Origin of the sequence: Streptomyces akebiae, assembly GCF_019599145.1 — a bacterium.
GTDB lineage: Bacteria > Actinomycetota > Actinomycetes > Streptomycetales > Streptomycetaceae > Streptomyces > Streptomyces akebiae.
This window is the reverse complement of sequence record NZ_CP080647.1, coordinates 6,905,789-6,928,255: the sequence shown is the minus strand read 5'-3', so window position 1 is coordinate 6,928,255 and position 22,467 is coordinate 6,905,789. Positions and strand designations below refer to the sequence as shown.

The 22,467-nt window shown below is 71.0% G+C and carries 19 protein-coding genes; 5 read left to right on the top strand and 14 right to left on the bottom strand.

Annotated elements, in window-relative coordinates; translation table 11 throughout:
- Positions 1-73: 73 nt before the first annotated feature.
- The 5 genes from K1J60_RS29840 to K1J60_RS29820 all read right to left on the bottom strand — a co-directional run bounded on the left by K1J60_RS29840 (position 74) and on the right by K1J60_RS29820 (position 8,199).
- Entirely contained in the window at positions 74-2,374 is a 2,301-nt protein-coding gene (locus K1J60_RS29840; RefSeq protein WP_220648896.1) for an ABC transporter permease, read from the bottom strand.
- Positions 2,371-3,018, bottom strand: a complete 648-nt coding sequence (locus tag K1J60_RS29835; protein WP_259408331.1) for an ABC transporter ATP-binding protein — start codon at positions 3,016-3,018, stop codon at positions 2,371-2,373. The genes K1J60_RS29840 and K1J60_RS29835 overlap by 4 nt, the downstream gene beginning before the upstream one ends.
- A gap of 102 nt (positions 3,019-3,120) precedes the next feature.
- The gene (locus K1J60_RS46125) at positions 3,121-3,543 is read right to left on the bottom strand and encodes a hypothetical protein (RefSeq protein WP_259407975.1); all 423 of its coding nucleotides are present in this window, start codon (positions 3,541-3,543) and stop codon (positions 3,121-3,123) included.
- Between the two features lie 261 nt (positions 3,544-3,804).
- Complete coding sequence (ppdK, locus tag K1J60_RS29825) at positions 3,805-6,552, bottom strand: pyruvate, phosphate dikinase (protein ID WP_398683530.1); 2,748 nt, start codon at positions 6,550-6,552, stop codon at positions 3,805-3,807.
- Positions 6,553-6,978: 426 nt separating this feature from the next.
- Positions 6,979-8,199, bottom strand: coding sequence for an ROK family protein (locus K1J60_RS29820; protein ID WP_220648894.1), 1,221 nt, complete (start codon positions 8,197-8,199; stop codon positions 6,979-6,981).
- Between the two features lie 167 nt (positions 8,200-8,366).
- On the opposite strand from K1J60_RS29820, the gene K1J60_RS29815 reads away from it, so the two are divergent.
- Together K1J60_RS29815 and K1J60_RS29810 are read left to right on the top strand one after the other, a co-directional pair.
- Complete coding sequence (locus K1J60_RS29815; protein WP_220648893.1) at positions 8,367-9,914, top strand: MGH1-like glycoside hydrolase domain-containing protein; 1,548 nt, start codon at positions 8,367-8,369, stop codon at positions 9,912-9,914.
- A complete protein-coding gene (locus tag K1J60_RS29810) occupies positions 9,911-11,851 on the top strand; it encodes an amylo-alpha-1,6-glucosidase (protein ID WP_220648892.1) in 1,941 nt (646 codons plus the stop codon). The genes K1J60_RS29815 and K1J60_RS29810 overlap by 4 nt, the downstream gene beginning before the upstream one ends.
- 283 nt (positions 11,852-12,134) lie before the next feature.
- Here the strand turns inward: K1J60_RS29810 and K1J60_RS29805 are convergent, their stop codons facing one another.
- Both K1J60_RS29805 and dusB read right to left on the bottom strand, forming a co-directional pair.
- On the bottom strand, positions 12,135-13,304 hold the full coding sequence (locus K1J60_RS29805) for a polysaccharide pyruvyl transferase family protein (protein WP_220648891.1): 1,170 nt from the start codon (positions 13,302-13,304) through the stop codon (positions 12,135-12,137).
- Positions 13,305-13,429: 125 nt separating this feature from the next.
- Positions 13,430-14,584, bottom strand: a complete 1,155-nt coding sequence (gene dusB, locus K1J60_RS29800) for a tRNA dihydrouridine synthase DusB (protein ID WP_220648890.1) — start codon at positions 14,582-14,584, stop codon at positions 13,430-13,432.
- Positions 14,585-14,665: 81 nt separating this feature from the next.
- On the opposite strand from dusB, the gene K1J60_RS29795 reads away from it, so the two are divergent.
- Together K1J60_RS29795 and K1J60_RS29790 are read left to right on the top strand one after the other, a co-directional pair.
- Entirely contained in the window at positions 14,666-16,111 is a 1,446-nt protein-coding gene (locus tag K1J60_RS29795) for an MFS transporter (RefSeq protein ID WP_220648889.1), read from the top strand.
- Between the two features lie 268 nt (positions 16,112-16,379).
- Positions 16,380-16,595 carry a hypothetical protein gene (locus K1J60_RS29790; RefSeq protein ID WP_220648888.1) on the top strand — a complete coding sequence of 72 codons (216 nt, stop codon included), beginning with the start codon at positions 16,380-16,382 and terminating at the stop codon, positions 16,593-16,595.
- Positions 16,596-16,613: 18 nt separating this feature from the next.
- Here the strand turns inward: K1J60_RS29790 and K1J60_RS29785 are convergent, their stop codons facing one another.
- Both K1J60_RS29785 and K1J60_RS29780 read right to left on the bottom strand, forming a co-directional pair.
- On the bottom strand, positions 16,614-17,018 hold the full coding sequence (locus K1J60_RS29785) for an SRPBCC family protein (protein WP_259407974.1): 405 nt from the start codon (positions 17,016-17,018) through the stop codon (positions 16,614-16,616).
- A 5-nt stretch (positions 17,019-17,023) separates the two neighbouring features.
- Positions 17,024-17,701, bottom strand: coding sequence for a CGNR zinc finger domain-containing protein (locus tag K1J60_RS29780; protein WP_220648886.1), 678 nt, complete (start codon positions 17,699-17,701; stop codon positions 17,024-17,026).
- Positions 17,702-17,767: 66 nt separating this feature from the next.
- On the opposite strand from K1J60_RS29780, the gene K1J60_RS29775 reads away from it, so the two are divergent.
- Positions 17,768-18,226 (top strand): VOC family protein, encoded by a 459-nt coding sequence (locus K1J60_RS29775; protein WP_220648885.1) that lies wholly within the window; start codon positions 17,768-17,770, stop codon positions 18,224-18,226.
- Positions 18,227-18,263: 37 nt separating this feature from the next.
- Here K1J60_RS29775 and K1J60_RS29770 read toward each other — a convergent pair whose 3' ends face one another.
- The 5 genes from K1J60_RS29770 to K1J60_RS29750 form a co-directional block, all read right to left on the bottom strand.
- Positions 18,264-18,854, bottom strand: coding sequence for a TetR family transcriptional regulator (locus K1J60_RS29770; protein WP_220648884.1), 591 nt, complete (start codon positions 18,852-18,854; stop codon positions 18,264-18,266).
- 25 nt (positions 18,855-18,879) lie between these two features.
- Positions 18,880-19,896: an aldo/keto reductase gene (locus tag K1J60_RS29765; protein ID WP_220648883.1), complete on the bottom strand. Its 1,017-nt coding sequence runs from the start codon at positions 19,894-19,896 to the stop codon at positions 18,880-18,882.
- A gap of 93 nt (positions 19,897-19,989) precedes the next feature.
- Positions 19,990-20,979, bottom strand: a complete 990-nt coding sequence (locus tag K1J60_RS29760; protein WP_220648882.1) for a DUF4394 domain-containing protein — start codon at positions 20,977-20,979, stop codon at positions 19,990-19,992.
- Between the two features lie 394 nt (positions 20,980-21,373).
- A complete protein-coding gene (locus tag K1J60_RS29755; protein WP_220648881.1) occupies positions 21,374-21,589 on the bottom strand; it encodes a DUF397 domain-containing protein in 216 nt (71 codons plus the stop codon).
- Complete coding sequence (locus tag K1J60_RS29750) at positions 21,586-22,443, bottom strand: helix-turn-helix domain-containing protein (protein WP_398683527.1); 858 nt, start codon at positions 22,441-22,443, stop codon at positions 21,586-21,588. Before K1J60_RS29750 ends, K1J60_RS29755 begins: the two co-directional genes overlap by 4 nt.
- Positions 22,444-22,467: the final 24 nt, after the last annotated feature.

Here is a 22,467-nt window from a genome sequence, read left to right as displayed (position 1 = left end):
GAGAACAGCGGCAGGCGGCGCCTCCCTCGGTGGCGCCGCCTGCCGCTCCCCGGGCCGTTCCGCCCCCGGTCGCTCAATCCCGCCGGATCAGCTCCGGATCGATACGGCGCCCGACGAGCGGCAGTGCGCCGACCGCGGCCACGGCGACCGCGCCGAGCGCGCAGGCCAGCAGCAGGGGGATTCCGGCGCCGTCCCAGTAGACGGCACCGCCGCCGGTCACGAGGTAGCTGGACTCGGCGAGCTTACCCAGCACCACGGCCAGGGCCAGGCCGACGGCCAACGGCACGACCACCTGCGCGACCTGCACGGCCCGCAGCGTACGGGGTCGGGCCCCGAGCAGCGACAGCGCGGTGACCTGGGGCTTCCGCTCCACGGCCCGGTCGGTGGCGGCGACCAGGTAGGCGGCCACGCCGATGATCAGCCCCAGCACCATGCCGATGCCCAGCAGGCTCTTCACCACGGTGATCTGCTGCAGCGACGTGACGACCACCCCCGGCGTGCCGACCTCCGTGGTGGGGTCCACGCCTCCGATGCCGTCGAGAACGGCACGGACGGTTTCGGGGGCGGAGCTGCTGAAGAGGTTGAGGGTGGCCCGGTCCGGGCGGTAGCCCTCCGGCACGGCGGAGGGCGGCACGAGCACGTCTCCGCTGCCGAAGATCGGCCAGCCCGGATAGCCGCTGAACCTCACCGTCTCCCGCGGCACCTCCACCCTCATGGCCCGCCGATCGTCTCCCTTCCGCATGTCGAAGAGGAAGCTCGCGCCCGGTTTGCTGTCCTCTTCGTAGACCTGATGCGGATCCCACAGGCGTACGGGGCGGTTGTCCACGCATCGGTCGACCCTCGACAGGATGCCGCGCAGTTGGTCGCAGGTCGCCACGACAGCTCTGATGCTCGGCACCACATGGTCGACGTCCGCATTCGACCGGGACTCCAGGACCGTGGCGTGCGCGCGAACACCCTTCACGTCCTGCAAGGCCCGTTGCTTCTCCTCGGTGACTCCTTCGAGCGGGATGTTGTATTCCTGGATGGGCAAGGTGTTCTTGCTGACCTGGTCCAGTTCGATCAACACTCCCTGCACCAGTGACGCCGCGAAGACCAGGACGACGAGCCCGGTGGCGACTCGTAGCGCGCCCCCGGGTTCGACCTCGTTGCGTCGCATGGCCAGCCCCAGGGAGACCGAGTGGGTGGCGCGGGCCACCCTCTGCGAAAGGGTCCGCGAGAAGACCGGCAGCATCATCACGAGCCCGATGCCGACCAGAACGACGGCGAGGGGCATGAGGATCGAGGAGAGGGCCGTGTCCCGGGGGGCGTTGTCCGTCAACCCGGCCACGCAGTACCCGATCACGATGCCCATCCCCGGAACCAGTGGAAGCAGCCCCCACTTTCCGGGCGGCCTCTCCACGGCGCTTCGTCGAACGGCCAGCGGGTTCGCCGCCGCCTTCCGCGCACTGGCCCGGCCCACGTACCACGCGAGTGCGGGGCAGCCGACGCCGCAGATCAAGACCGTGGACAGAGACAGCGCCCCATCGCCGGGGTACCACTTGAAGCCGGGCACTCCGATGCGCGAGACGAGCTGGTTCGTGATCGAGTAGGCGACCAGTCCCAGCGCGGCCCCGAACGACGCGGCCGCGACGGTCTCGGCGGCGTTGACCCGCTGGGTGCCGTTCCTGCTCAGGCCCAGCAATCTCAGAGCAGCCAGTCGTCTGGCGCGCGCTGCCGCCGAGAGCCTGGCGCACACGGAAAGGAACACGGCCAGAGGCAGTAGCACGACGCCGGCGAGAGTGAAGCGCACGATGTCGAGCGTCGAGGGTTCCAGGGTGGGATGGTCGGCGTAGCTCCTGCCGAAAGTCGTCACACGGTCGCCACCGTCTTCGAGTTCCTCCCGGCCGACGCCCACGTACGCATACAGTTCGTCGGGGTGGGCCAGCCCCTGGGCACTGATGGTCCCGTTGTCGTCACCTGGTAGAAGCTGGGCCAGCGCGGGTTCCCGTTGGAGCGCCTCGCGCAGCCGTGGGGATACGAACAACTCGCCCGGAGCGGGGAGTTCCCTCAGGCCCGGCGGAGGCTCGATACGCCTGGTGCCCCGGGCCACAAAGACCCGAGTGAGGGGTTCTGAGCCGTAGGGAACCATTCGCGTGAGCTCGAAGGGGTCACCTTCCGTCGCGACACACTTCACCCCGTTGACTTCCCGCTTGCAGTCCGGGACACGCGCCGCCTTGCGCCCGTCCTGCGCTTCCAGGATCCCGGGAATGGCGAGGACAACAGCCAAACAGCACACACCGATCGCGCTGCCCGCGACCATGAGGAGGAAGCGCACACGGCTTCCGCGTCCGGCCCCCAGGAGCAGCCGAAGCCCCAAGAGGAGTTCCTTCACGACACCTCCCGCACCTCGGCCGAGAGCACGCCGTCGCACATCGTGAAGCGGTTGTCCGCGCGGGAGGCGACCTCGGCGTCGTGCGTCACCAGCACCACAGCCGTCCCCTGGGACCGTGCGAGGTCAAGGAACTCCTCCAGCACGGCCGAGGCGTTGGAGCTGTCGAGAGATCCGGTGGGCTCGTCGGCGAACACAACCGCCGGACGGTGCACCAACGCCCGTGCCACCGCGACTCGTTGACTCTGTCCGCCGGACACCTGAGAGGGCCGCCGCTCACGTAGATCCGCGAGGCCCAAGCGCCCCAACACCTCTCCTGCTGCGGCGAGCGCCTCCTTCTTGCGCTGTCCGGCGAGCCGCAGCGGAAGGGCGGTGTTCTCCTCCACGGTCAACTCCGGCAGGAGTTCGCCGTACTGGAAGACGAACCCGAACCGCTCCCTGCGCAGCTGACTGAGTTCCTCGTCGTCGAGTTCCGCGAGACACCGGCCCTCGAAGCGGACTTCACCACGAGCCACCGGCAACACCCCTGCCAGGCAGTACAGCAGGGAGGACTTCCCGGAACCGCTCTGCCCGGTGATCGCCACGACCTCGCCCCGGCGCAGGGAGATCTCCGCGCGCCTGACAGCGGGGGTCTCCCCGTAGAGCAGGTCGACCCCCTTGGCAAAAAGGACTTCTGATGTATTGATCTCGTACCCCTAGGAAGTGCAGGAGCCCAGGCTGGATCGCCTGGGCTGTGGCTGCGGGAAGGCTCAGTCGCGGTCGTAGTGGAGGCTCAGGGTCGGCGAGCAGTTGTCCGGGCGCAAGGAACCACGGTCACGGCAGGCGCGGATCTTCGCGTCGTTCGTGTACTGCTGAGCACCACTCCAGTTGGAGTGATGCATCCTGACCTCCCTCTGCTGCTTGCCGTAGTAACGCGCCCAGCGATGTCCCTCCACCCTGACCTGCACATACACGTTGTGTCCGTCGCTGGTGTCGACGTCCCTCAGCAGCCCGGACCACTCGAAAGCGCCGTGATTGGTGCCCGGCGGATTGAACTTGTAATGCCCCTCGGTGAACTCCACGCCCCGCGTATCCAGCAGCGGAATACTCCCCTGCTCCTGCGCCGCCAGCGCGACCCCCGCCCCCGTGAGAAGCAGCCCCGCAGCCACGGCCCCGACCATCGCCCTCTTCATACGCACCTCCGTGTCCATCGGCAGCCCGACGACCACCGTGAATCACGGACTGTAACGCCCCAACTGCACACAGAAACGATCGATCCCCCCAACCACCACCGATTCAGGTGATCTTGAAGCACAAGAAGCACAACCCCCCCCAAACCCAGAAGGCGGCACCCCCCCACGGGGTGCCGCCTTCTCTTCGTGGACCGGAACCGCCGCCCATCGGTGAGGGTCGGTCGGGGACAAGCAGCGGTTCCGGGGCTGGGGGGCCGGAGGTTACCGGTGGTCGCTCCCCGTGGACTGCGACGCCGCGCGCCCCGCCTCCAGGCGGGCCACGGGGATGCGGAACGGGGAGCAGGAGACGTAGTCGAGGCCGACCTCGTGGAAGAAGTGGACGGACTCCGGGTCGCCGCCGTGCTCGCCGCAGACGCCGAGCTTGAGGTCGGGGCGGGTCGCCCGGCCCGCCTCCGCCGCCAGCTTCACCAGGGAGCCGACGCCGTCCTTGTCGATCGTCTCGAACGGGCTGACTCCGAAGATGCCCTTCTCCAGGTAGGCCGTGAAGAACGACGCCTCGACGTCGTCGCGGCTGAAGCCCCACACCGTCTGGGTCAGGTCGTTCGTGCCGAAGGAGAAGAACTCCGCCGCCTCGGCGATCTGTCCGGCGGTCAGCGCGGCCCGCGGCAGTTCGATCATCGTGCCGATCGACAGCTTGAGCGAGGTACCGGTCGCGGCCTCGACCTCGGCGATGACCTCGTCGGCCTCCTCGCGGACGATCTCCAGCTCCTGGACGGTGCCGACGAGCGGGATCATGATCTCGGCGCGCGGGTCACCCTTGGCGTTCTTCCGCTCGGCCGCCGCCTCGGCGATCGCGCGGACCTGCATGGTGAACAGGCCGGGGATGACCAGACCCAGACGCACACCGCGCAGACCCAGCATCGGGTTCTGCTCGTGCAGGCGGTGGACCGCCTGCAACAGTCGCAGCTCGTTCTCGTGGGGCTCCTGGCGGGACTCCGCCAGGGCCACCCGGACCGACAGTTCCGTGATGTCGGGGAGGAACTCGTGCAGCGGCGGGTCGAGGAGACGGACCGTCACCGGGAGGCCGTCCATCGCGGAGAACAGCTCCACGAAGTCCTGCTTCTGCAGCGGCAGCAGGGCCTTGAGGGAATCCTCGCGCTCCGCCTCCGTGTCGGCCAGGATCAGGCGTTCGACCAGTTCACGGCGGTCGCCGAGGAACATGTGCTCCGTGCGGCACAGGCCGATGCCCTGGGCGCCGAAGCGGCGAGCGCGCAGCGCGTCCTCGGCGTTGTCGGCGTTGGCCCGGACGCGGAGGCGGCGCTTGCGGTCGGCGAAGGCCATGATGCGGTGGACCGCCTCGACCAGTTCGTCGGCGTCCTGGGCACCCGCGTGCATCCGGCCCTCGAAGTACTCCACGACCGGGGAGGGGACGACGGGCACCTCACCGAGGTACACCTTGCCGCTCGAACCGTCGATGGAGATGAGGTCGCCCTCCTCCACCACATGGCCGCCCGGCACCGTCATCCGGCGACGCTTGGTGTCGACCTCCAGCTCCTCGGCGCCGCAGACGCACGTCTTGCCCATGCCGCGCGCGACCACGGCCGCGTGGGAGGTCTTGCCGCCGCGCGAGGTGAGGATGCCCTCGGCCGCGATCATGCCGTCGAGGTCGTCGGGGTTGGTCTCCCGGCGGACCAGGATGACCTTCTCGCCCGAACGCGACCACTTCACGGCCGTGTACGAGTCGAAGACCGCCTTGCCGACCGCCGCGCCCGGGGAGGCGGCGATGCCCCGGCCGACCTGGGCGACCTTCGCCTCGTCGTCGAAGCGGGGGAACATCAGCTGGGCGAGCTGGGCGCCCGTGACCCGCTGGAGGGCCTCCGCCTCGTCGATCAGGCCCTGGTCCACCAGCTGCGTGGCGATGCGGAAGGCCGCGCCCGCGGTGCGCTTGCCGACGCGGGTCTGCAGCATCCACAGCTGGCCGCGCTCGATGGTGAACTCGATGTCGCAGAGATCCTTGTAGTGGTTCTCCAGGGTCTCCATGATCTGCATCAGCTGGTCGTACGACTTCTTGTCGATCGACTCCAGCTCCGCCAGGGGGACGGTGTTGCGGATGCCCGCGACCACGTCCTCGCCCTGGGCGTTCTGCAGGTAGTCGCCGTAGACGCCCTGGTGGCCGGAGGCGGGGTCGCGGGTGAAGGCGACGCCGGTGCCGGAGTCGGGGCCGAGGTTGCCGAAGACCATCGAGCAGACGTTGACGGCCGTGCCGAGGTCGCCGGGGATGCGCTCCTGGCGGCGGTAGAGCTTGGCGCGGTCGGTGTTCCAGGAGTCGAACACCGCGTGGATGGCGAGGTCCATCTGCTCGCGCGGGTCCTGCGGGAAGTCCCGGCCCGCCTCGGTCTTGACGATCTTCTTGAACTTGGTGACGAGCTTCTTGAGGTCGGCCGCCTCCAGCTCGGTGTCGACCACGACCTTCTTGGCCGCCTTGGCCGCCTCCAGCGCCTCCTCGAAGAGGTCGCCGTCGACGCCGAGGACGGTCTTGCCGAACATCTGGATGAGCCGGCGGTAGGAGTCCCAGGCGAAGCGGTCGTCGCCGGCCTGCTTGGCCAGGCCCTGGACCGACTTGTCCGACAGCCCGATGTTGAGGACCGTGTCCATCATCCCGGGCATCGAGAACTTGGCGCCCGAGCGGACCGAGACGAGGAGCGGGTCGTCGGCCTGGCCGAGCTTCTTGCCCATCTTCTCCTCGAGGGCCACGAGGTGGGCGGTGACCTCGTCACGGAGTGCCGCGGGCTCGTCGCCGCTGTCGAGGTAGACCTTGCAGGCCTCGGTGGTGATGGTGAAACCGGGGGGCACGGGGAGACCGAGGTTGGTCATCTCGGCGAGGTTCGCGCCCTTGCCGCCGAGGAGGTCCTTGAGGTCCTTGTTGCCTTCGGTGAAGTCATAAACAAACTTCACGCCCTCAACGCTCTGAGCTACGTGGCCTACGTGGGGATCTTTGTTTTCCGACACGGGTCCCAACTCCTTGAGGACGCGGTGGCTGCCCTGACGGCCAGGAACATACCCAGATCGAAGGCACCTGGGTACGTCCACTTGCGCGTCATGCGCCTGTAACCACCCGTCCGCCAGGAGATCGAAAGTCAAGGCTTGGCAAGGAACAGGGCGCGAATGTGTTCACCTCTTGAAGGGTCCATGCCCCACACGCCCCCCATTTCGCTCAGATGAGCGGCAATCGGCACGCCTGAGTTCGCTCGATGAACGATCAAAGGGTGGCACCCAGTGCCACCCTTTGAAGTCGCAGAGCCGCCCATGATTCGCTCATCTGAGCGCAACCCTTATCAGGGGTGGCGAGAATCACGCGGTTCGAGAGCCCCGGATTTCACCATGCGGACCTGTCCTCGGGACGGAAACACCCCTGTCACACCCCCCGTAACCCCGTCAGACCCCCAACGCCAGCAACCGCTGCTCGGCCCGCTCCGGTGCGTACAGGTGCTCGACGACCAGCGCGCCCGCCCCGGTCAGGCCGGCACGGTCCCCCAGCCGGGAGACGACCACGTCCAGATGGGCCGTGGAGCGGGGCAGAGCGCGCTGGTAGAGCAGCTCGCGGACGCCCGTGAGGAACGGGGTTCCGGCCAAATCGCCGGCGATCATCAGGACACCGGGGTTCAGCAGGGTCACGACCGTCGCCAGAACGTCCCCGACGACCCGGCCCGCCTCCCGCGCGAGCGCCGTCGCCCCCGGGTGGCCCGCGACCAGCAGATCCCGCACATCTGAACCGGAGGCCGCCGGAACCCCCGCCTCCGCCAGCCTCCGGGCCACGGCGCCACCGCTCGCGACCGCCGCCAGACAGCCGTACGAGCCGCACTTGCACAGCGCCTCGGCGCCCTGTGGCACCCGGATGTGGCCGATGTCGCCGGCGCCGCCGTCGATACCCCGGTATATCGAGCCGCCGACCACGACCCCGGCGCCGATGCCCGTGGAGACCTTGACCAGCGCGAACGCCGAACAGTCTGCGTAGCCCGCGCGCTGTTCGCCGTACGCCATGAGGTTGGCGTCGTTGTCGACGAGGACCGGTGTTCCGGCGGGTCCGGACGCGTGGTCGGCGAAGGCACGGGCCAGGCGGCCCCTTATGTCGTAGCCGTCCCAGCCGGGCATGATCGGCGGCTGGACGACACGGCCGGTGTCGATGTCGACCGGGCCTGGGACCGCGAGGCCGATGCCGCAGACCGCGTCGGCCGGACGGCCCGCCTTCTCCAGCAACTCGGCGAACCAGCGTCCGAGTTCGTCCAGTACGGCGTCGGGGCCCTCCTCGATGAGCAGGGTGCCGGTGTGCTCGGCCTGGATCTCGCCGGTGAGGGAGAGGACGGCGGCGCGGGCGTGGCGGGTGTCGAGGTCGGCGGCGAGGACGACCGCGTGCTCGTCGTCGAACTCCAGGGTGATGGAGGGGCGGCCGCCCAGCGGCGAATCGACGGGGCCGCCGGCGCCCTCGCGGAGCCAGCCCGCGCGGAAGAGCCGGTCCAGGCGCTGGCCCACGGTCGCCCGGGAGAGGCCCGTGGCCTGCTGGAGCGCGCCGCGGGTGGTGGCCCGGCCGCTGCGGACCAGCTCCAGCAGATCTCCTGCACCGGCGTGACTGCCCACCTTCACGGCCCTTCCGCTCATGTCGTCCTCGGTGCCGCCATTGTCGCGGCCTCAGAAGAATCCGTTCCCGCTCACCCTCTTGCGTTCACCAACTCTGCATTACATATTGAGTTTTGCGTGTTAAGTAGACGTAACCCTACGGTAGCTACTGCCGAACCGGTCGGCACCTTGTCCTCAGGGAGCCCTGCGTGGACCGCACAACCCAGCTCACCGCCCGTCGTCCAGCCATGAGAGCTCGTGCCGGACGTGACGTATACGATCCGGCGGGTTCGCCGCACCGCGCGGCGGCCGAGGTGCTGGCGGCCAACTGGACGGGCCGGTCCACCGTGCCGTCGCGCACGCTGTATCCGCACCAGTGGTCGTGGGACTCGGCGTTCATCGCGATCGGCCTGCGGCATCTGTCGCCGCTGCGGGCCCAGACCGAGCTGGAGACGCTGCTCGCCGCGCGGTGGGGGGACGGGCGGATCCCGCACATCGTCTTCAACCCCTCGGTACCGCTGGACGCGTACTTCCCGAGCCCCGACTTCTGGCGCTCCTCGACCGCGGGAAGCGCCGCCGGCGCCCCGCGCGCCCCCGAGACCTCGGGCATCGTGCAGCCGCCGGTGCACGCGCTGGCGGCGTGGCTGGTGCACCGGGCCGATCCCGAGCTGTCCCGGGCGCGCGGCTTCCTGCCCCGGGTCTATCCGGGACTGGCCGCCTGGCACCGCTACCTGCTGGACCGCCGGGACCTGGGCGGGGGCGGACTGGCCTCGGTCGTCCACCCCTGGGAGCAGGGCATGGACAACAGCCCCACCTGGGACGCGCCCCTCGCCCGGATCACCCCGGCCCCGGCCCGGTCCTTCCGGCGCGCCGACCTCGACCACGGGGCGGCCGAGGACCGGCCGACGGATCTGGACTACGGGCGGTATGTGCGACTGGCGGCGGACTACCGGGACGCCGGATACCGGGACGCCGAATACCGGAACGGAGTGGGCGGGAGGAGCGGGGACCGGTTGGGCGGGACCAACGGGGCCGGGCAGGCCGAGTTCGCCGTCGAGGACCCGGCGTTCAACGCGCTGCTCATCGCCTCCGAGCACGCCCTCGCCCGGATCGCCAAGGAGTTGGGCGCGCCGGGGACGGCCCGGCACGCGCGCGCCGAACGGCTGACGGCGGCCCTGGTGGAACGGCTGTGGGACCCGGCGGAGGGCATGTTCTTCTGCCGGGACGTCACGACCGGCGCCCTCATCCCCGAGCGCGGCGTCTCCGGCCTCGTGCCCCTCCTGCTCCCGGATCTTCCCCGTGACATCGCCGCCGCCCTCGTGCGCACCATGCACGGCCCGCACTTCGGGCTCGGCGACACCACCCTGCTCGTCCCGTCGTACGACCTGACCGGCGAGGCCTTCGATCCGCACCGCTACTGGCGCGGCCCCGCCTGGTTCAACACCAACTGGATGCTGGAGCGGGGGCTCAGGCTGCACGGGGAGCCGGGGCGGGCCGACGCGCTGCGGAGGGCGTTGCTGGAGACGGCGACGGCGTCCGGGTTCGCCGAGTACGTGGACCCCTACACCGGTGAGGCGTGCGGTGCGGCCGGTTTCGGCTGGACGGCCGCACTCACCCTCGACCTGCTGCATCGGGACGACCACGGTCACCCGCCCGCCCGGGAGCGGCACCACGGCCGGGAGCGGCACCACGCACGGCACCACGACACCAACGAGGCCAAGTTCGGCATGAGTGACCAGGGAGGGGACCGGGGATGACGGACCGGCATCACCTGCTCGTGCGCGGCGGGACGTTCGCCGCCGTGAGCGACGGCGGCGACATCAGCGGGGTGCGGGGCGGCAGTTCACCGGACGGGCTGTTCGTCCGGGACGCCCGGCATCTGAGCCGGTGGCAGCTGACCGTCGACGGCGCGGTTCCCGAGACGCTGACACCGGTCGCGGACGGCGACGTCGCGCGCTGTGTGCTCGTGCCCCGGGGCGGCCGCCGGGAGCCGCCCGCGTACACGCTCTTCCGTGAACAGGCCGTCTCCGACAGCGCGTTCGTGGAGACGCTGCGCGTCACCAGCAACCGGCCGGTGGCGTCGACGGTCCGGATCGCCCTCACCGTCGACGCCGATTTCACCGACCAGTTCGAGCTGCGCTCCGACTTCCGTACGTACGCCAAGAGCGGCGTCATCAGGAAGCGTGAAGTCCTCGACGACGGGGTGGAGTTCAGCTATCGGCGCGGCGAGTGGCGGTCGTGTACGACGGTGACGGCCGAGCCCGCCCCGGACAGTGTGGAGGAGACCGGGACGGGGGCGCGGCGGCTCGTCTGGGCCCTCGATGTGGCGCCGCACGGCTCGGCGGAGCTGACCTGCCGGGTGATGGCGCGGACACACGGCGACCGCCGGGCCCTGCGGGTGCCGCGTTCCCCGGCCGCCGTGCACGAACAACTGCGCGCCGTGGAGGACGAGTTCGTGGAGGGCGTGGCCTTCCCCACCGGCTGGCCGGAGCTGGCCGCCGCGTGTGCCCGCGGCCTCGCCGATCTCGCCGCGCTCCAGGTCCCGGCGACCGGCCCGGACGGCGAGACGCTCCGGGTGCCCGCCGCCGGGGCGCCCTGGTTCCTCACCCTCCTCGGCCGGGACGCCCTGTTGACGTCCCTCTTCACGCTCCCCTACCGGCCGGAGCCGGCCGCCGCCACGCTGCTCGCGCTCGCCGCGGCCCAGGCGACCGAGGTCGGCGTCGACTCGGTGGCCCAGCCCGGCAAGATCGTGCACGAGATGCGCCACGGTGAGCTGGCGCACTTCGGGCAGGTCCCGTACGGCCGCTACTACGGCTCGGTGGACGCGACCCCGCTCTTCCTCGTCCTGCTCGGCACCTATGTCGAGCGGACCGGGGACGTGACCCTGGCCCGCCGTCTCGAACGTCACGCGCGGGCGGCGATCGGCTGGATGCTCGACCACGGCGGCCTCACCTCGCGCGGCTATCTCGTCTACCGCGCCGACCAGGGCGGCCTCGCCAACCAGAACTGGAAGGACTCGCCCGGCGCGATCTGCTCCGCGGACGGCAGCAGGCCCGTCGCCGGGCCGGTGATGGCGGCGGGGGCGCAGGGCTACGCGTACGACGCGCTGCGCCGCACCGCCGTACTGGCCCGCACGGTGTGGGAGGACGAGGTGTACGCGGCGCTCCTGGAGCAGGCCGCGGGTGACCTCCGCGACCGGTTCCAGAGGGACTTCTGGATGTCCGGACACGACTTCCCCGCGCTGGCGCTGGACGCGGAGGGCGGGCAGATCGACGCCCTGGCCTCGGACGCGGGGCATCTGCTGTGGTCGGGGCTGCTGGACAAGGAGTACGGGAAGGTGGTCGGGCGGCGGCTGCTGGAGCCGGACTTCTTCTCCGGGTGGGGGGTGCGGACGCTGGCCGCCGGGCAGCCGGCGTACCACCCGCTGTCGTACCACCGGGGGTCGGTGTGGCCGCACGACAACGCGCTGATCACGTTGGGGCTGGCGCGGTACGGCCTGCACGACGAGGCGCGGGTGGTGGCCTCCGGGATGGTGGACGCGGCGTCGGCCGCCGGGCACCGGCTGCCGGAGGTGCTGGCCGGGTACGGGAGGGACACGCATCCGGCGCCGGTGCCCTATCCGCACGCGTGTGTGCGGGAGTCGCGGTCGGCGGCTGCGCCGTTGGCGTTGCTGACGGCGGTGGGGGGTGCGTAGGACGCCGTCGGGGGCGGGCGGGATCGGGAATGGGTGCGGGATCGGGGGCGGGTGCCCGGGCGCCGTTGGGGTGCGGGATCGGGGGCGGGTGCGGGTGCGGTGGGGCTTCTCGCGCAGTTCCCCGCGCCCCTGAAAGGCAGGGGCTGTGCCCCTTGCCTTTCAGGCCGGAGGGCCGGAAGGCAAGGGGCGCAAGGTCGGGCGCCCGGGCGTCGTGACGCCCGAACCCCCGAACCCCGAACCCGGTGACACCCTGACGGCTTGACGCGGTCTTCTCCGTCGGCCCCTATGCGGCCCGGACGGCCTCCAGTAGGCGTCCTGCTGTCCGCCTCGCCTCCATCTCCGTCCAGGCCCATTCCGTGGTCGGGGGGCGGTGGGTCGTCCAGGTGTCCCAGTAGCTGCGGGCCTTGCCGTAGCGGTCGGCGACCAGGACGTGGGGCAGGCCCAGGAGGAGCGCGAGGACGTGGCCGTGCAGGCGGTCGGTGACGGCGACCCGACCGGCGGTCAACAGGCGGCAGCCGCGCGCCAGTTGGAGGCGGGCGAGGCCGTCGTAGGCGGCGAGGAGGGCGGGGACGGCGCCGGGCGGGTCGCCCGAGCCGGCGCGGCACAGGGCACGGGCCCGGCTCCGCCACAGCGCCTCCTTGGCCAGCCGCCAGTCGGTGTCGTCGCCCTCCCGGGTCCAGTCGAAGACGTACGGTCCGCCGCGCTCCTTGCGTGCGGTGCCCCGTCCGACGGGTGGGCCCTTCGCCGATTCCTTGTCCTCCCTGGCCAGCCAGACCACGTCATGGGCGACCGTGCCGCCGGTGAGCGCGTCCGGTGGCACGGCGAAGGCCAGGTCGGGGGCGAGCAGGGAAGGGGCCTCGAAGACGGTGCGGCAGCGGTGCAGACTGAGCCGGTCGCGCAGCAGCAGCGTCAGGTCGGGGTGGGCGTCGAAGACGCGGCGGGCGCGGGTGAGGTTGGCGTGGTCCGTGAAGTGCACGGACTGGGGCAGCTGGACGATCCGGCGGTCGGGGAAGTCACGCAGGACCTGTTCGCGCAGGAGTTGGCTGTCCTCCCACAGGTCGCCGAGGGTGCCGCCGCCCGTCAGCATGATCGGGCCGTCGGGAAGGCAGGCCGCCAGATGCGCGGCGTCGTACGACCTCAGGTCGCAGGCATAGCGCACCTCGGCCCCGAGCGCGTCGAGCAGGGCGCGCTGGCCGAGCCAGATCGCGCTGTCGCCGACGTTGGAGTTGAGCGGTGCGCCGATCAGCGCGCAGCGGGTGCCGGCCGGGACCAGCCGGTCCAGGACGGTCAGGACGTACGCGACGTGGTGGGCGCAGTGGGGGACGTAGGACGGGGGCGGGGTGTGCGGGGCGGGGGGCCGGGAGGGCTCGCACAGCCGGGTCGGCGGTTTGCGCGAGGGGCGCTTCGACGGGATCCTGTCCGGCTTCTTCGGTGTCTCGCTCGCTCCGCACACCAAAAGGCGCTACCCGGACATTTCCCCACTCATTCCGAGATGACGGAAACCGGCCGCACAACGGCCGGAACGCCGACAGAAGCGGGCAACCAGCCCCTGGAGATGTCCAGTTGCCCGACGCGGCACTAACCCCCAGACGTGTCCAGTTCGGCTTCCTCGCCCACGCCCGCGCAGTCGTACGGGTCCTTGAGCCAGCCGTCGGGCAGGACGACGCGGTTGTTGCCGGAGGTGCGGCCGCGCGGGCCGTCGGCGCCGGTGGGCCAGGGCTGGTCGAGGTCCAACTCGTCGAGCCCTGCGCGGAGTTCGGCGAGGGAGGAGGTGATGGCCAACCGCTTGCGCATCTCGGAGCCGACCGCGAAGCCCTTGAGGTACCAGGCGACGTGCTTGCGGAAGTCGACGACCCCCTTGGATTCGTCGCCGATCCACTCCCCGAGGAGGGTGGCGTGCCGGACCATGATGTCGGCGACCTCGCGGAGCGCGGGCCGCGCGATGTCCTCCGTGCGCCCCTCGAAGGCCGCCACCAGGTCCGCGAACAGCCACGGCCGCCCCAGACAGCCGCGCCCGACGACGACCCCGTCGCAGCCGGTCTCGCGGACCATGCGCAAGGCGTCCTGGGCGGACCAGATGTCACCGTTGCCGAGGACCGGGATCTCGGGGACGTGCTCCTTGAGGCGGGCGATGGCGTCCCAGTCGGCCGTCCCGCCGTAGTGCTGGGCGGCGGTGCGGCCGTGCAGGGCGATCGCGGTGACGCCCTCCTCGACGGCGATCCGGCCGGCGTCGAGGTAGGTGATGTGGTCGTCGTCGATGCCCTTGCGCATCTTCATGGTGACCGGGAGGTCGCCGGCGCCGCTCACGGCCTCGCGGAGGATCGCGCGCAGCAGGTTCCGCTTGTACGGGAGGGCCGAGCCGCCGCCCTTGCGGGTCACCTTGGGGACCGGGCAGCCGAAGTTGAGGTCGATGTGGTCGGCGAGGCCCTCCTCCGCGATCATGCGGACGGCCTTGCCGACGGTGGCCGGGTCCACGCCGTACAGCTGGATCGAGCGCGGCTTCTCGGTCGCGTCGAAGTGGATCAGCTGCATGGTCTTCTCATTGCGCTCGACCAGCGCCCGCGTGGTGATCATCTCGCTGACGAACAGTCCCTTGCCGCCGCTGAACTCCCTGCACAGGGTACGGAAGGGCGCGTTCGTGATGCCTGCCATCGGGGCCAGGACGACGGGCGGGGTGACGGTGTGCGGACCGATCCGCAGGGGGGCCGGAGCGAGGGACACGGGCGTGGACATTCCCCCATTGTCACGCACACGGACGCGTGCTCGCCATTCATTAGTTAGGCGCACTATTGAGTTCGGCGTACGATGGAGCGCATGCCCGAGCTCAGCCGTCGTCGCCGTCTGCTGGTGCTCGCGATCTGCTGCACCAGCCTCCTGATCGTGAGCCTGGACAACACCGTTCTGAATGTCGCCCTGCCCTCGATGCAGCGCGACCTGAACGCGAGTCTCTCCGGTCTGCAGTGGACCATCGACGCCTACACCCTGGTCCTGGCCGCGCTGCTGATGCTGGCCGGCTCCACCGCGGACCGGATCGGCCGCAAGCGGGTGTTCATGGCCGGCCTGGTCGTCTTCGCGATCGGCTCCCTGCTGTGCTCCCTCGCCCCGAACCTCGAATCGCTGGTCGCCTTCCGCATGGTGCAGGCGGTCGGCGGCTCGATGCTGAACCCGGTCGCGATGTCGATCATCGCCAACACGTTCACGGACCCGCGCGAGAGGGCGCGGGCGATCGGGATCTGGGGCGCGGTGGTGGGCATCTCGATGGCCGCCGGGCCGATCATCGGCGGGCTCCTCGTGGAATCGGTCGGCTGGCGCTCGATCTTCTGGATCAATCTGCCGGTCGGTCTGGCCGCGCTGCTGCTGACCTGGCGGTACGTCCCCGAGTCCCGCGCCCCGAAGGCCCGCCGCCCCGACCCCGTCGGCCAGCTCCTGGTCATCGCACTGCTCGGCTCCCTCACGTACGCGATCATCGAGGCGCCGACCGCTCCGGTCGCCGAGACCCTCTCCCTCGGCGGTGTCGCGCTCGCCTCGCTCCTCGGCCTCCTGCGCTACGAGCCCCGCCGCGCGGAACCCCTCATCGACCTGCGCTTCTTCCGTTCGGCGCCGTTCAGCGGGGCGACGGTGACCGCGGTCAGCGCGTTCGCCGCGCTCGGCGGCTTCCTGTTCCTGTCGACGCTGTACCTGCAGAACGTCCGTGGCCTGGACGCCCTGCACGCCGGTCTGTGGATGCTCCCGATGGCGCTGCTGTGCTTCGTCTGCGCACCGATCGCCGGGCGGCTGGTCGGCAGCCGGGGCCCGCGTCTGCCCCTCCTGATCGCCGGTGTCGCGATGACCGCGAGCGGGGTGCTCTTCGCCGCGTTCGAGGGCGAGACGGAGAACGTCACCCTCGTCATCGGCTACGTCCTCTTCGGCCTCGGCTTCGGCTTCGTCAACGCGCCCATCACCAACACGGCCGTCTCCGGCATGCCGCGCGCCCAGGCCGGAGTCGCCGCCGCGGTCGCCTCCACCAGCCGCCAGATCGGGCAGACGCTGGGCGTCGCGGTGATAGGCGCGGTGCTGGCCGCGGGCATCGGCTCCTCCTCGTACGCCGACTCCTTCGGCGCGGCGGCCCGCCCCGCCTGGTGGATCGTCGCGGCCTGCGGCTTCGCCGTACTCGTCCTGGGCGCCCTCACCACGGGGGCGTGGGCGCGGGGGACCGCCGCGCGCACGGCCGAGCGCCTGGAGTCGGTGGAGGTACGGGACGCGGCGGGTTCGCTCCGCTAGTCGGGCGGCTGCGGGTGCGTCGGTGGGTGCTCGCGCAGTTCCCCGCGCCCCCAAGACCATGGGGCGCCCCAGAGCTTGTGAGGGGCGCGGGGAACTGCGCGAGAAGCCCCCAGGGCGGCGAGTTCATGGCGCCGGATCACCGACTCGGGTGCGGCCGGCGGGTAACGCCTGGGACAACTCCTCGGTCGATCCCCCCTGTTGATGTTGGTCTTGCCGCACACTCCTCACGGACCTCGTGGACCGCGCGGACCATACGGCTGGAGACGTCATGCAGCAGATCGACACGAGCAAGGTGACCCGCTGGGACCAGCACGGCCGGGAACACACCGTGCGCGTCCGGCGCTCGGGCGTGCAGCGCACCATCAGCTGCGACACCTGCGGCTGGCGCAGGGGCGCGCAGTTCCTGCCGTGGCTGAAGGCCGAGGAGCACCTCGCCGAGGCCCATCAGGCGACGGTGGACCCGACGGACTCGTCACCGCGGTAGGTCCTCGGGCCCCTGCCGTCAGGCCGGTCGATCGAGTTCCTCGGCGACCTGGTCCATCACACGCTGCCAGTGGGCCCGTTGACGTTCCCGCTCCTCGGGGCCCGCCATGCCTTCCTGGTGGAAGACGAGCACGGACCTGCCGCCGCCGGCCGCCGAGACGGCGACCTGGACGGTCGTGTCGCCGTACGTCACACGGATGCGGTCACCGGGCCGGTACCCGCGCACCTCGCCGGCGATCCCCGCGTCGGTCTCGTACGGGGAACCGGGCTCGCCGGTGAGCCGCGCCCCGGCCCCGAGCCACAGCTCCAGACCGCGCGGCCCGCTGATGAACTCCCATACGGTGGCGGGTGATTGGGGCAGAGTGCGGGAGACCCCGACCTGCCATCCGGCGTCCTTGGTGAGTCCGGTGGATCGAGCGGACATGGGGATCACCCTTTCGCTGGGACTTCTGCTCGGCTGCTCGGCCAGTCACCACCCGACTGCTCGGCCGGTTCGACCCCGGAGCGGCGTACCCGGTGGGCCCGGACCTTGTGCCGGTTGCCGCAGTGCTCCATCGAGCACCAGCGGCGGCGGCCGGGGCGTGAGGTGTCGACGTAGAGGAGGTAGCAGCGGTCGCCGGCGCACATCCGGATCCGCTGCGCGTACGGCCCGGTGAGGAGGTCGACGGCGTCGCGGGCGACCGTGGACAGCAGCTGCGCGCCGGTGGCCGGTCCGTCGGCCCAGCCCCGGGAGCCGTCCGCGCCGATGGCGGGGGCGAGCGGCGGACGGGCGGCCGCTTCGTTGACGAGGTCGAGGTCGGCGGCGTCCGCCGGCTCTATGCCCAGCTCGGGGAGGCCGCCGCCGCAGACCCGGGAGACGACCGTACGGGCCAGTGCGTCCCGCAGCCGACGGGCGTACGCGACGTCGTCGTCCGTGATGCGCAGGGCGGGGGGTGTGGGGCTGAGCCGGGACTGATCGGCCCAGCGGACCAGGTCCTCGGGGGTGTGCAGCACCTCGTGACGGATCAGGGCGCCGGGGCCGCCGGTGACGAGCAGCTCCAGGCAGAGGGCGCCCGGATCGAACCGGTAGACGTGCCCCGAGTACGACCGGAGCCGGATGCCCGACACTCCCGACACCCCCTTCGGAGTCGATGCCCTGGACGACGAACCCACGTAACCAATATAACCGGTTACATGACTGCCGCACTGAACTGGAAGCTGGTCATCGACACGCGGGACGCCCAGCCCCTGGCCGATTTCTGGGCCGCGGCGCTCGGATACGAGGTGGAGGACCCGAGCACCCTGATCACGCACCTCCTCTCCACGGGCGACCTCCCGGAGGCCGCCGTGGCCGAGCACCACGGCCACCACGTCTTCCGCGGGTACGCCGCCGTCCGCCATCCCGACGACCCGTACGACCCCTTCACCGGCATCGGCAAGGGTCGCCGCCTCCTCTTCCAGGACGTCCCCGAACCCAAGACGGTCAAGAACCGCCTCCACATCGACGTCCACGCGGGCCCCGACGGCCTGGAGACCCTGGCCACCCGTCTGGAGACCCTGGGCGCCACCCGCGTCGAGGAGTTCGACCGGGGCCCGGCGGGCCACTGGTGGGTCATGCGCGACCCGGAGGGCAACGAGTTCTGCGTGGCGTAGCCCGCGGGGGCACGGCGCCCCGGTCGGGACGACGGCGTCAGCGGGTGCGCAGGCCGCGCACCACCAGCTCCACGACCGCCTCGAACTGGGCCTCGATGTCGGGCTGTCGCCAGGCGGGGGCGTAGGCGGGGTCGTGGAAGCGGGCCGTGGCGTGGAAGACGGCCCGGGCGGTGCCGGCCGGGTCGGTGGCGGCGAACTCCCCGGAGTCCACGCCGGTGCCGACGATCTGGGTCAACTGGTCCGTCAGGTCGGCGATATGGGCGCCGACGACCTGGCCGTTCTCCTCCGTGAGGACCTGGTACGTGGCGAACAGCTCCGGGTCGTCGCCCGCCTTGCGGCGCTTGGCCTCGAAGAGCGCGGCCAGCCAGGCGCGCAGCAGGTCCTCCGGACCGCGGTCCTCGGCGGCGAGGGCGGTCAGGTCGGCCGTCGTACGGTCCAGCCAGCGCTTGGTCACCGCCCCCCGCAGCACCGCCTTCGTCCGGAAGTGGCGGTAGACGCTGCCGTGGCTGACGCCGAGCGCGCGGGCCACGTCGACGACGGTGGCCTTGGCGGGCCCGTGGCGGCGCAGGACCTCCTCGGTCGCTTCGAGGATGCGCTCGGCGGTCAGGGTCTCGGAGGTCGGCGACATGGGGGAACCGTACCCGGCGGGCGGATCAGTGCTCGCTGTCGAGGTGTGCCATCTGGGCGGCGGGGTAGCGTTCGCCGGCTGCCGCGCCGGCCGGTACGGCGTCCTCGATCGCCGCGAGGTCGGCCGCGTCCAGGGTCACCTCCAGCGCGCCCAGCGCCTCCGCGAGGCGGTCCCGGCGGCGGGCCCCGACGAGCGGGACGACGTCCTCCCCGCGCGAGAGCACCCAGGCGATCGCGATCTGGGCGACGGACGCCCCCTTCTGCTCGGCGATCTTCCGCAGGGCGTCGACCAGGTCCAGGTTGTGCCGGAGGTTCTCGCCCTGGAAGCGGGGGGAGACGGCCCGGAAGTCGCCCGGCGCCAGCTGCCGGTCGTGGGCGAAGTGGCCGGAGATCAGCCCACGGGACAGGACGCCGTACGCCGTGACCGCGATGCCCAGTTCGCGCGTGGTCGGCAGGATCTCCCGCTCGATGCCGCGCGAGATGAGGGAGTACTCGATCTGGAGGTCCGCGATCGGGGCCGTGGCGGCGGCGCGACGGATCGTCTCCGCGCCCACCTCGCTCAGGCCGATGTGGCGGACGTACCCCTTCGCGACGAGTTCCGCGATGGCGCCGACCGTCTCCTCGATCGGCACGTCGGGGTCGACGCGCGCGATCCGGTAGACGTCGATGTGGTCGGTGCCGAGGCGCTGGAGGGAGTACGCGGCGAAGTTCCTCACCGCCGCCGGGCGGCCGTCGTAGCCGGACCAGCCCTCGTCCGGGTCGCGCAGCGCCCCGAACTTGACACTGATCAGCGCCTGCTCCCGGTGGGCCGCGGGCGCGGCGCGCAGGGCTTCGCCGATCAGCAGTTCGTTGTGGCCCATTCCGTAGAAGTCGCCCGTGTCCAGCAGGGTGACGCCGGCTTCGAGGGCCGCGTGGATCGTCGCGACGGACTCGGCCCGGTCGGCGCCGCCGTACAGCGCGGACATGCCCATGCAGCCGAGACCGAGGGCCGAGACCTGGGGGCCGGTGGATCCGAGGGTGCGGGTCTGCAGTGTGGTCGTCATGCCCCCACGATGGCATGACAGCTGACAGATTTCAATATCTGTCAGCTGTCATCTGTCAGCCGCTCTTCCGTTCTCGCCCTGCCGTCGTGTCGGTCAGCCCTGTCGCAGCGGTATCGCCAGGTCCACGACCTGGCGGCCCTTCGGGAAGGTCCCCGCCGAACTGGCCTTCCCCGTCAGCAGGTTGACGGTGAACAGCCGCGCCCCCGTCACCGCGTACCCGGCGTTCACCCCGCTTCCCGCCGAGCTGTAGATGTCGAATCCGGTGTTCAGCGGGGCGTCGACGCCGAGCTTGCCCGTGGGGGCGAGGTTGCCCGCGTTGGCCGGGGACTGGACGGAGACCTGGTCCTGGACGGTGTCGAGGTCGAACAGGGTGGTCGCGGTGGTGGTGTCGAGGTCGTTGTTCGTGTACGCCGCCCCGGTCACCCCGCGGGCGGTGACGCCGGCCGTGGCGGGCGGGACCGGCGGGTTGGTGAGGGTGCCGTCGACGGCCGTGGTGCCGGCGGCCGGGGCGCCCTGGGGGTCGTCGAGGTTGTGGCGGAGGTTCTGGCCGGTGTCGCTGATCACCCGCAGGCGGTTGGCGGCGGGGTTGAAGTCGACGCCGTACGCCGTGCCCTGGAGGGCGGCGGTGAGCTGGGAGACCTTGGTGGCCTTGGCGCCCACCTCGCGGAGGGTGTAGACCCCGCCCTTGTCCCCGACGCCGTACAGCTTGTTGTTCTGGACGCGGTAGTCGATGCCGACGAGCCTGGTGTCGCCCTTGAGGCCCCGGACCCTGCCGAGCGGGACGGCGGCGCCGGGCTTGTCGACGCGGAAGACGACGAGCCGCTGGTCGGCGGTGAGGCCGACGGCCTTCAGCCCGCCGGGCACCTTCGCCCCGCCGAGGAACCCGCCCTTGGACTCGACGCCGGTCCCGGTACCGCTCCCAGTGCCGGTGCCGGTCTCGGAGGACTCGTTCGCCGAGACCTCCTTCGACACCGGCGATCCGCCCGAGGCCCCGGATCCGCCCAGTGCCCCGGTTCCGACGGCACCGACCGTGCCGATCGCCACCGCCATGGTCAGTACGCCGATGACCGCTTGCTTGCGCATGAACGCCCCCGTGAAGATGCGCGGCCCGCCCTCTGCGGGCCGTGTGCCCTCTCCTTCGGAACCGGCGGCGGGTCCGGATTGGTGGGTCGTAGGAGAAATTTCCCGGAACTACGGAAGCTTCCCTGGCGCTCCGTTGGACACCATTCATCCGCTCTCGGAGAATTCGAGGTGCCCGCTGTCGGCCGTGTCCTCGGCCGCGCGGCCCTCAGGAGGGCGTATGACCATCCGTATCGCCACCTTCAACGCCGAGTTCACCCGGCGTCTGCGCGAGGCCGGTTGGGAACCCGGTGACACCCGGCCCCCGGGAGACGCCGAGAACTGACAGGCACCCCCACCCACAAGAGAGCCCTGCCGTCCGAAAGGAACCGGCAGGGCTCTCGCGATCGCACGAGCGTCAGACGCCCCGCTCCGACGAGGCCAGCCCGACGAACCCCGCCCACGCCGCACGCGACACGATGAGAACGGGCCCGGCGACGGCCTTGGAGTCCCGGACATGCACAACTGCCGTAGCGGCAGCGACCTCTACACACTGACCGCCCTCAGCACCGCTGTAGCTGCTCTTGACCCAGGCGAGGCCGGATACGACGGTCGAGGACTCGACGATGTTCATAGCGATCCCAGCAACCCTTCGATGAACTCCAGTGACTCTCGCGGAGTGAGAGCCTGTGATCGGATCATCCCATAACGGGCAGCAGCGAGAACCGCCTGTTCTGGGTCGGTCTGGAGAGCGCTGGTTCCCTGCGCCTCGGCGTAGACGAACCTCTTTCCGTCACTGCGCGAGACGATCGTGAACGGTCCGTCCACACCGGCGCTTTCGTCGCTGTCGAGCGGCATGACCTGGAGCGCCACGTTCCTCTTCTGCCCGATCAGCAGGAGCTGCTCCAACTGCCCCCGCAGCACGCCCTTTCCGCCGTATCGGCGCCGCAGTACTGACTCGTCCATCACGAAACTCAACAGCGGTACGGGCCGCCGATCGAAGATCTCCTGCCGAGCGAGTCGTGCGATCACCCGCTGCTCGATGGTTTCTGGGTCGAGTGGAGGGCACCGCATGCCGAGCAACGCCCTCATGTACTCCTCGGTCTGGAGGAGGCCGTTGACCACCAACGTGTCGTACACGACCAGCTCAACGGCCTCCTTCTCCAAGGCCGCCATCCCCTGAAAGAACACCGGATACTGCGCCCGCTCCACCTGCTCCTTCCACAGGCACAGCAGTCCGTCCGCCACCAACACCTCGTCCGCCTTGTCGATCGTGCGAGGCGACGGAGTCCTCCGTCCCTGCTCGTACGACGCGACCGTGGCGGTGGAGTACCCGATCCGCCGCCCGAACTCCTCGCGATCCAGCCCGGCGCGCAACCGCAACGTCTTCATGGCCTGCCCGAACGCCGCCATCACGGCCCGGCCGACGTCGTCACCAGGCCGCCCTCCGTCACCGTTGCCGCTCTCGCCGCCGGCCCCGGGGCTCACGACTCCTCCACCGCCCTCGCCCGG

Bases quoted from the DNA above. Each gene is read 5' to 3' on its own strand.
- K1J60_RS46125 (WP_259407975.1), bottom strand. From the start codon at position 3,543: ATGAAGAGGGCGATGGTCGGGGCCGTGGCTGCGGGGCTGCTTCTCACG.
- K1J60_RS29820 (WP_220648894.1), bottom strand. From the start codon at position 8,199: ATGAGCGGAAGGGCCGTGAAGGTGGGCAGTCACGCCGGTGCAGGAGAT.
- K1J60_RS29810 (WP_220648892.1), top strand. From the start codon at position 9,911: ATGACGGACCGGCATCACCTGCTCGTGCGCGGCGGGACGTTCGCCGCC.
- dusB (WP_220648890.1), bottom strand. From the start codon at position 14,584: ATGTCCACGCCCGTGTCCCTCGCTCCGGCCCCCCTGCGGATCGGTCCG.
- K1J60_RS29795 (WP_220648889.1), top strand. From the start codon at position 14,666: ATGCCCGAGCTCAGCCGTCGTCGCCGTCTGCTGGTGCTCGCGATCTGC.
- K1J60_RS29790 (WP_220648888.1), top strand. From the start codon at position 16,380: ATGCAGCAGATCGACACGAGCAAGGTGACCCGCTGGGACCAGCACGGC.
- K1J60_RS29785 (WP_259407974.1), bottom strand. From the start codon at position 17,018: ATGTCCGCTCGATCCACCGGACTCACCAAGGACGCCGGATGGCAGGTC.
- K1J60_RS29775 (WP_220648885.1), top strand. From the start codon at position 17,768: ATGACTGCCGCACTGAACTGGAAGCTGGTCATCGACACGCGGGACGCC.
- K1J60_RS29770 (WP_220648884.1), bottom strand. From the start codon at position 18,854: ATGTCGCCGACCTCCGAGACCCTGACCGCCGAGCGCATCCTCGAAGCG.
- K1J60_RS29765 (WP_220648883.1), bottom strand. From the start codon at position 19,896: ATGACGACCACACTGCAGACCCGCACCCTCGGATCCACCGGCCCCCAG.
- K1J60_RS29760 (WP_220648882.1), bottom strand. From the start codon at position 20,979: ATGCGCAAGCAAGCGGTCATCGGCGTACTGACCATGGCGGTGGCGATC.
- K1J60_RS29755 (WP_220648881.1), bottom strand. From the start codon at position 21,589: ATGAACATCGTCGAGTCCTCGACCGTCGTATCCGGCCTCGCCTGGGTC.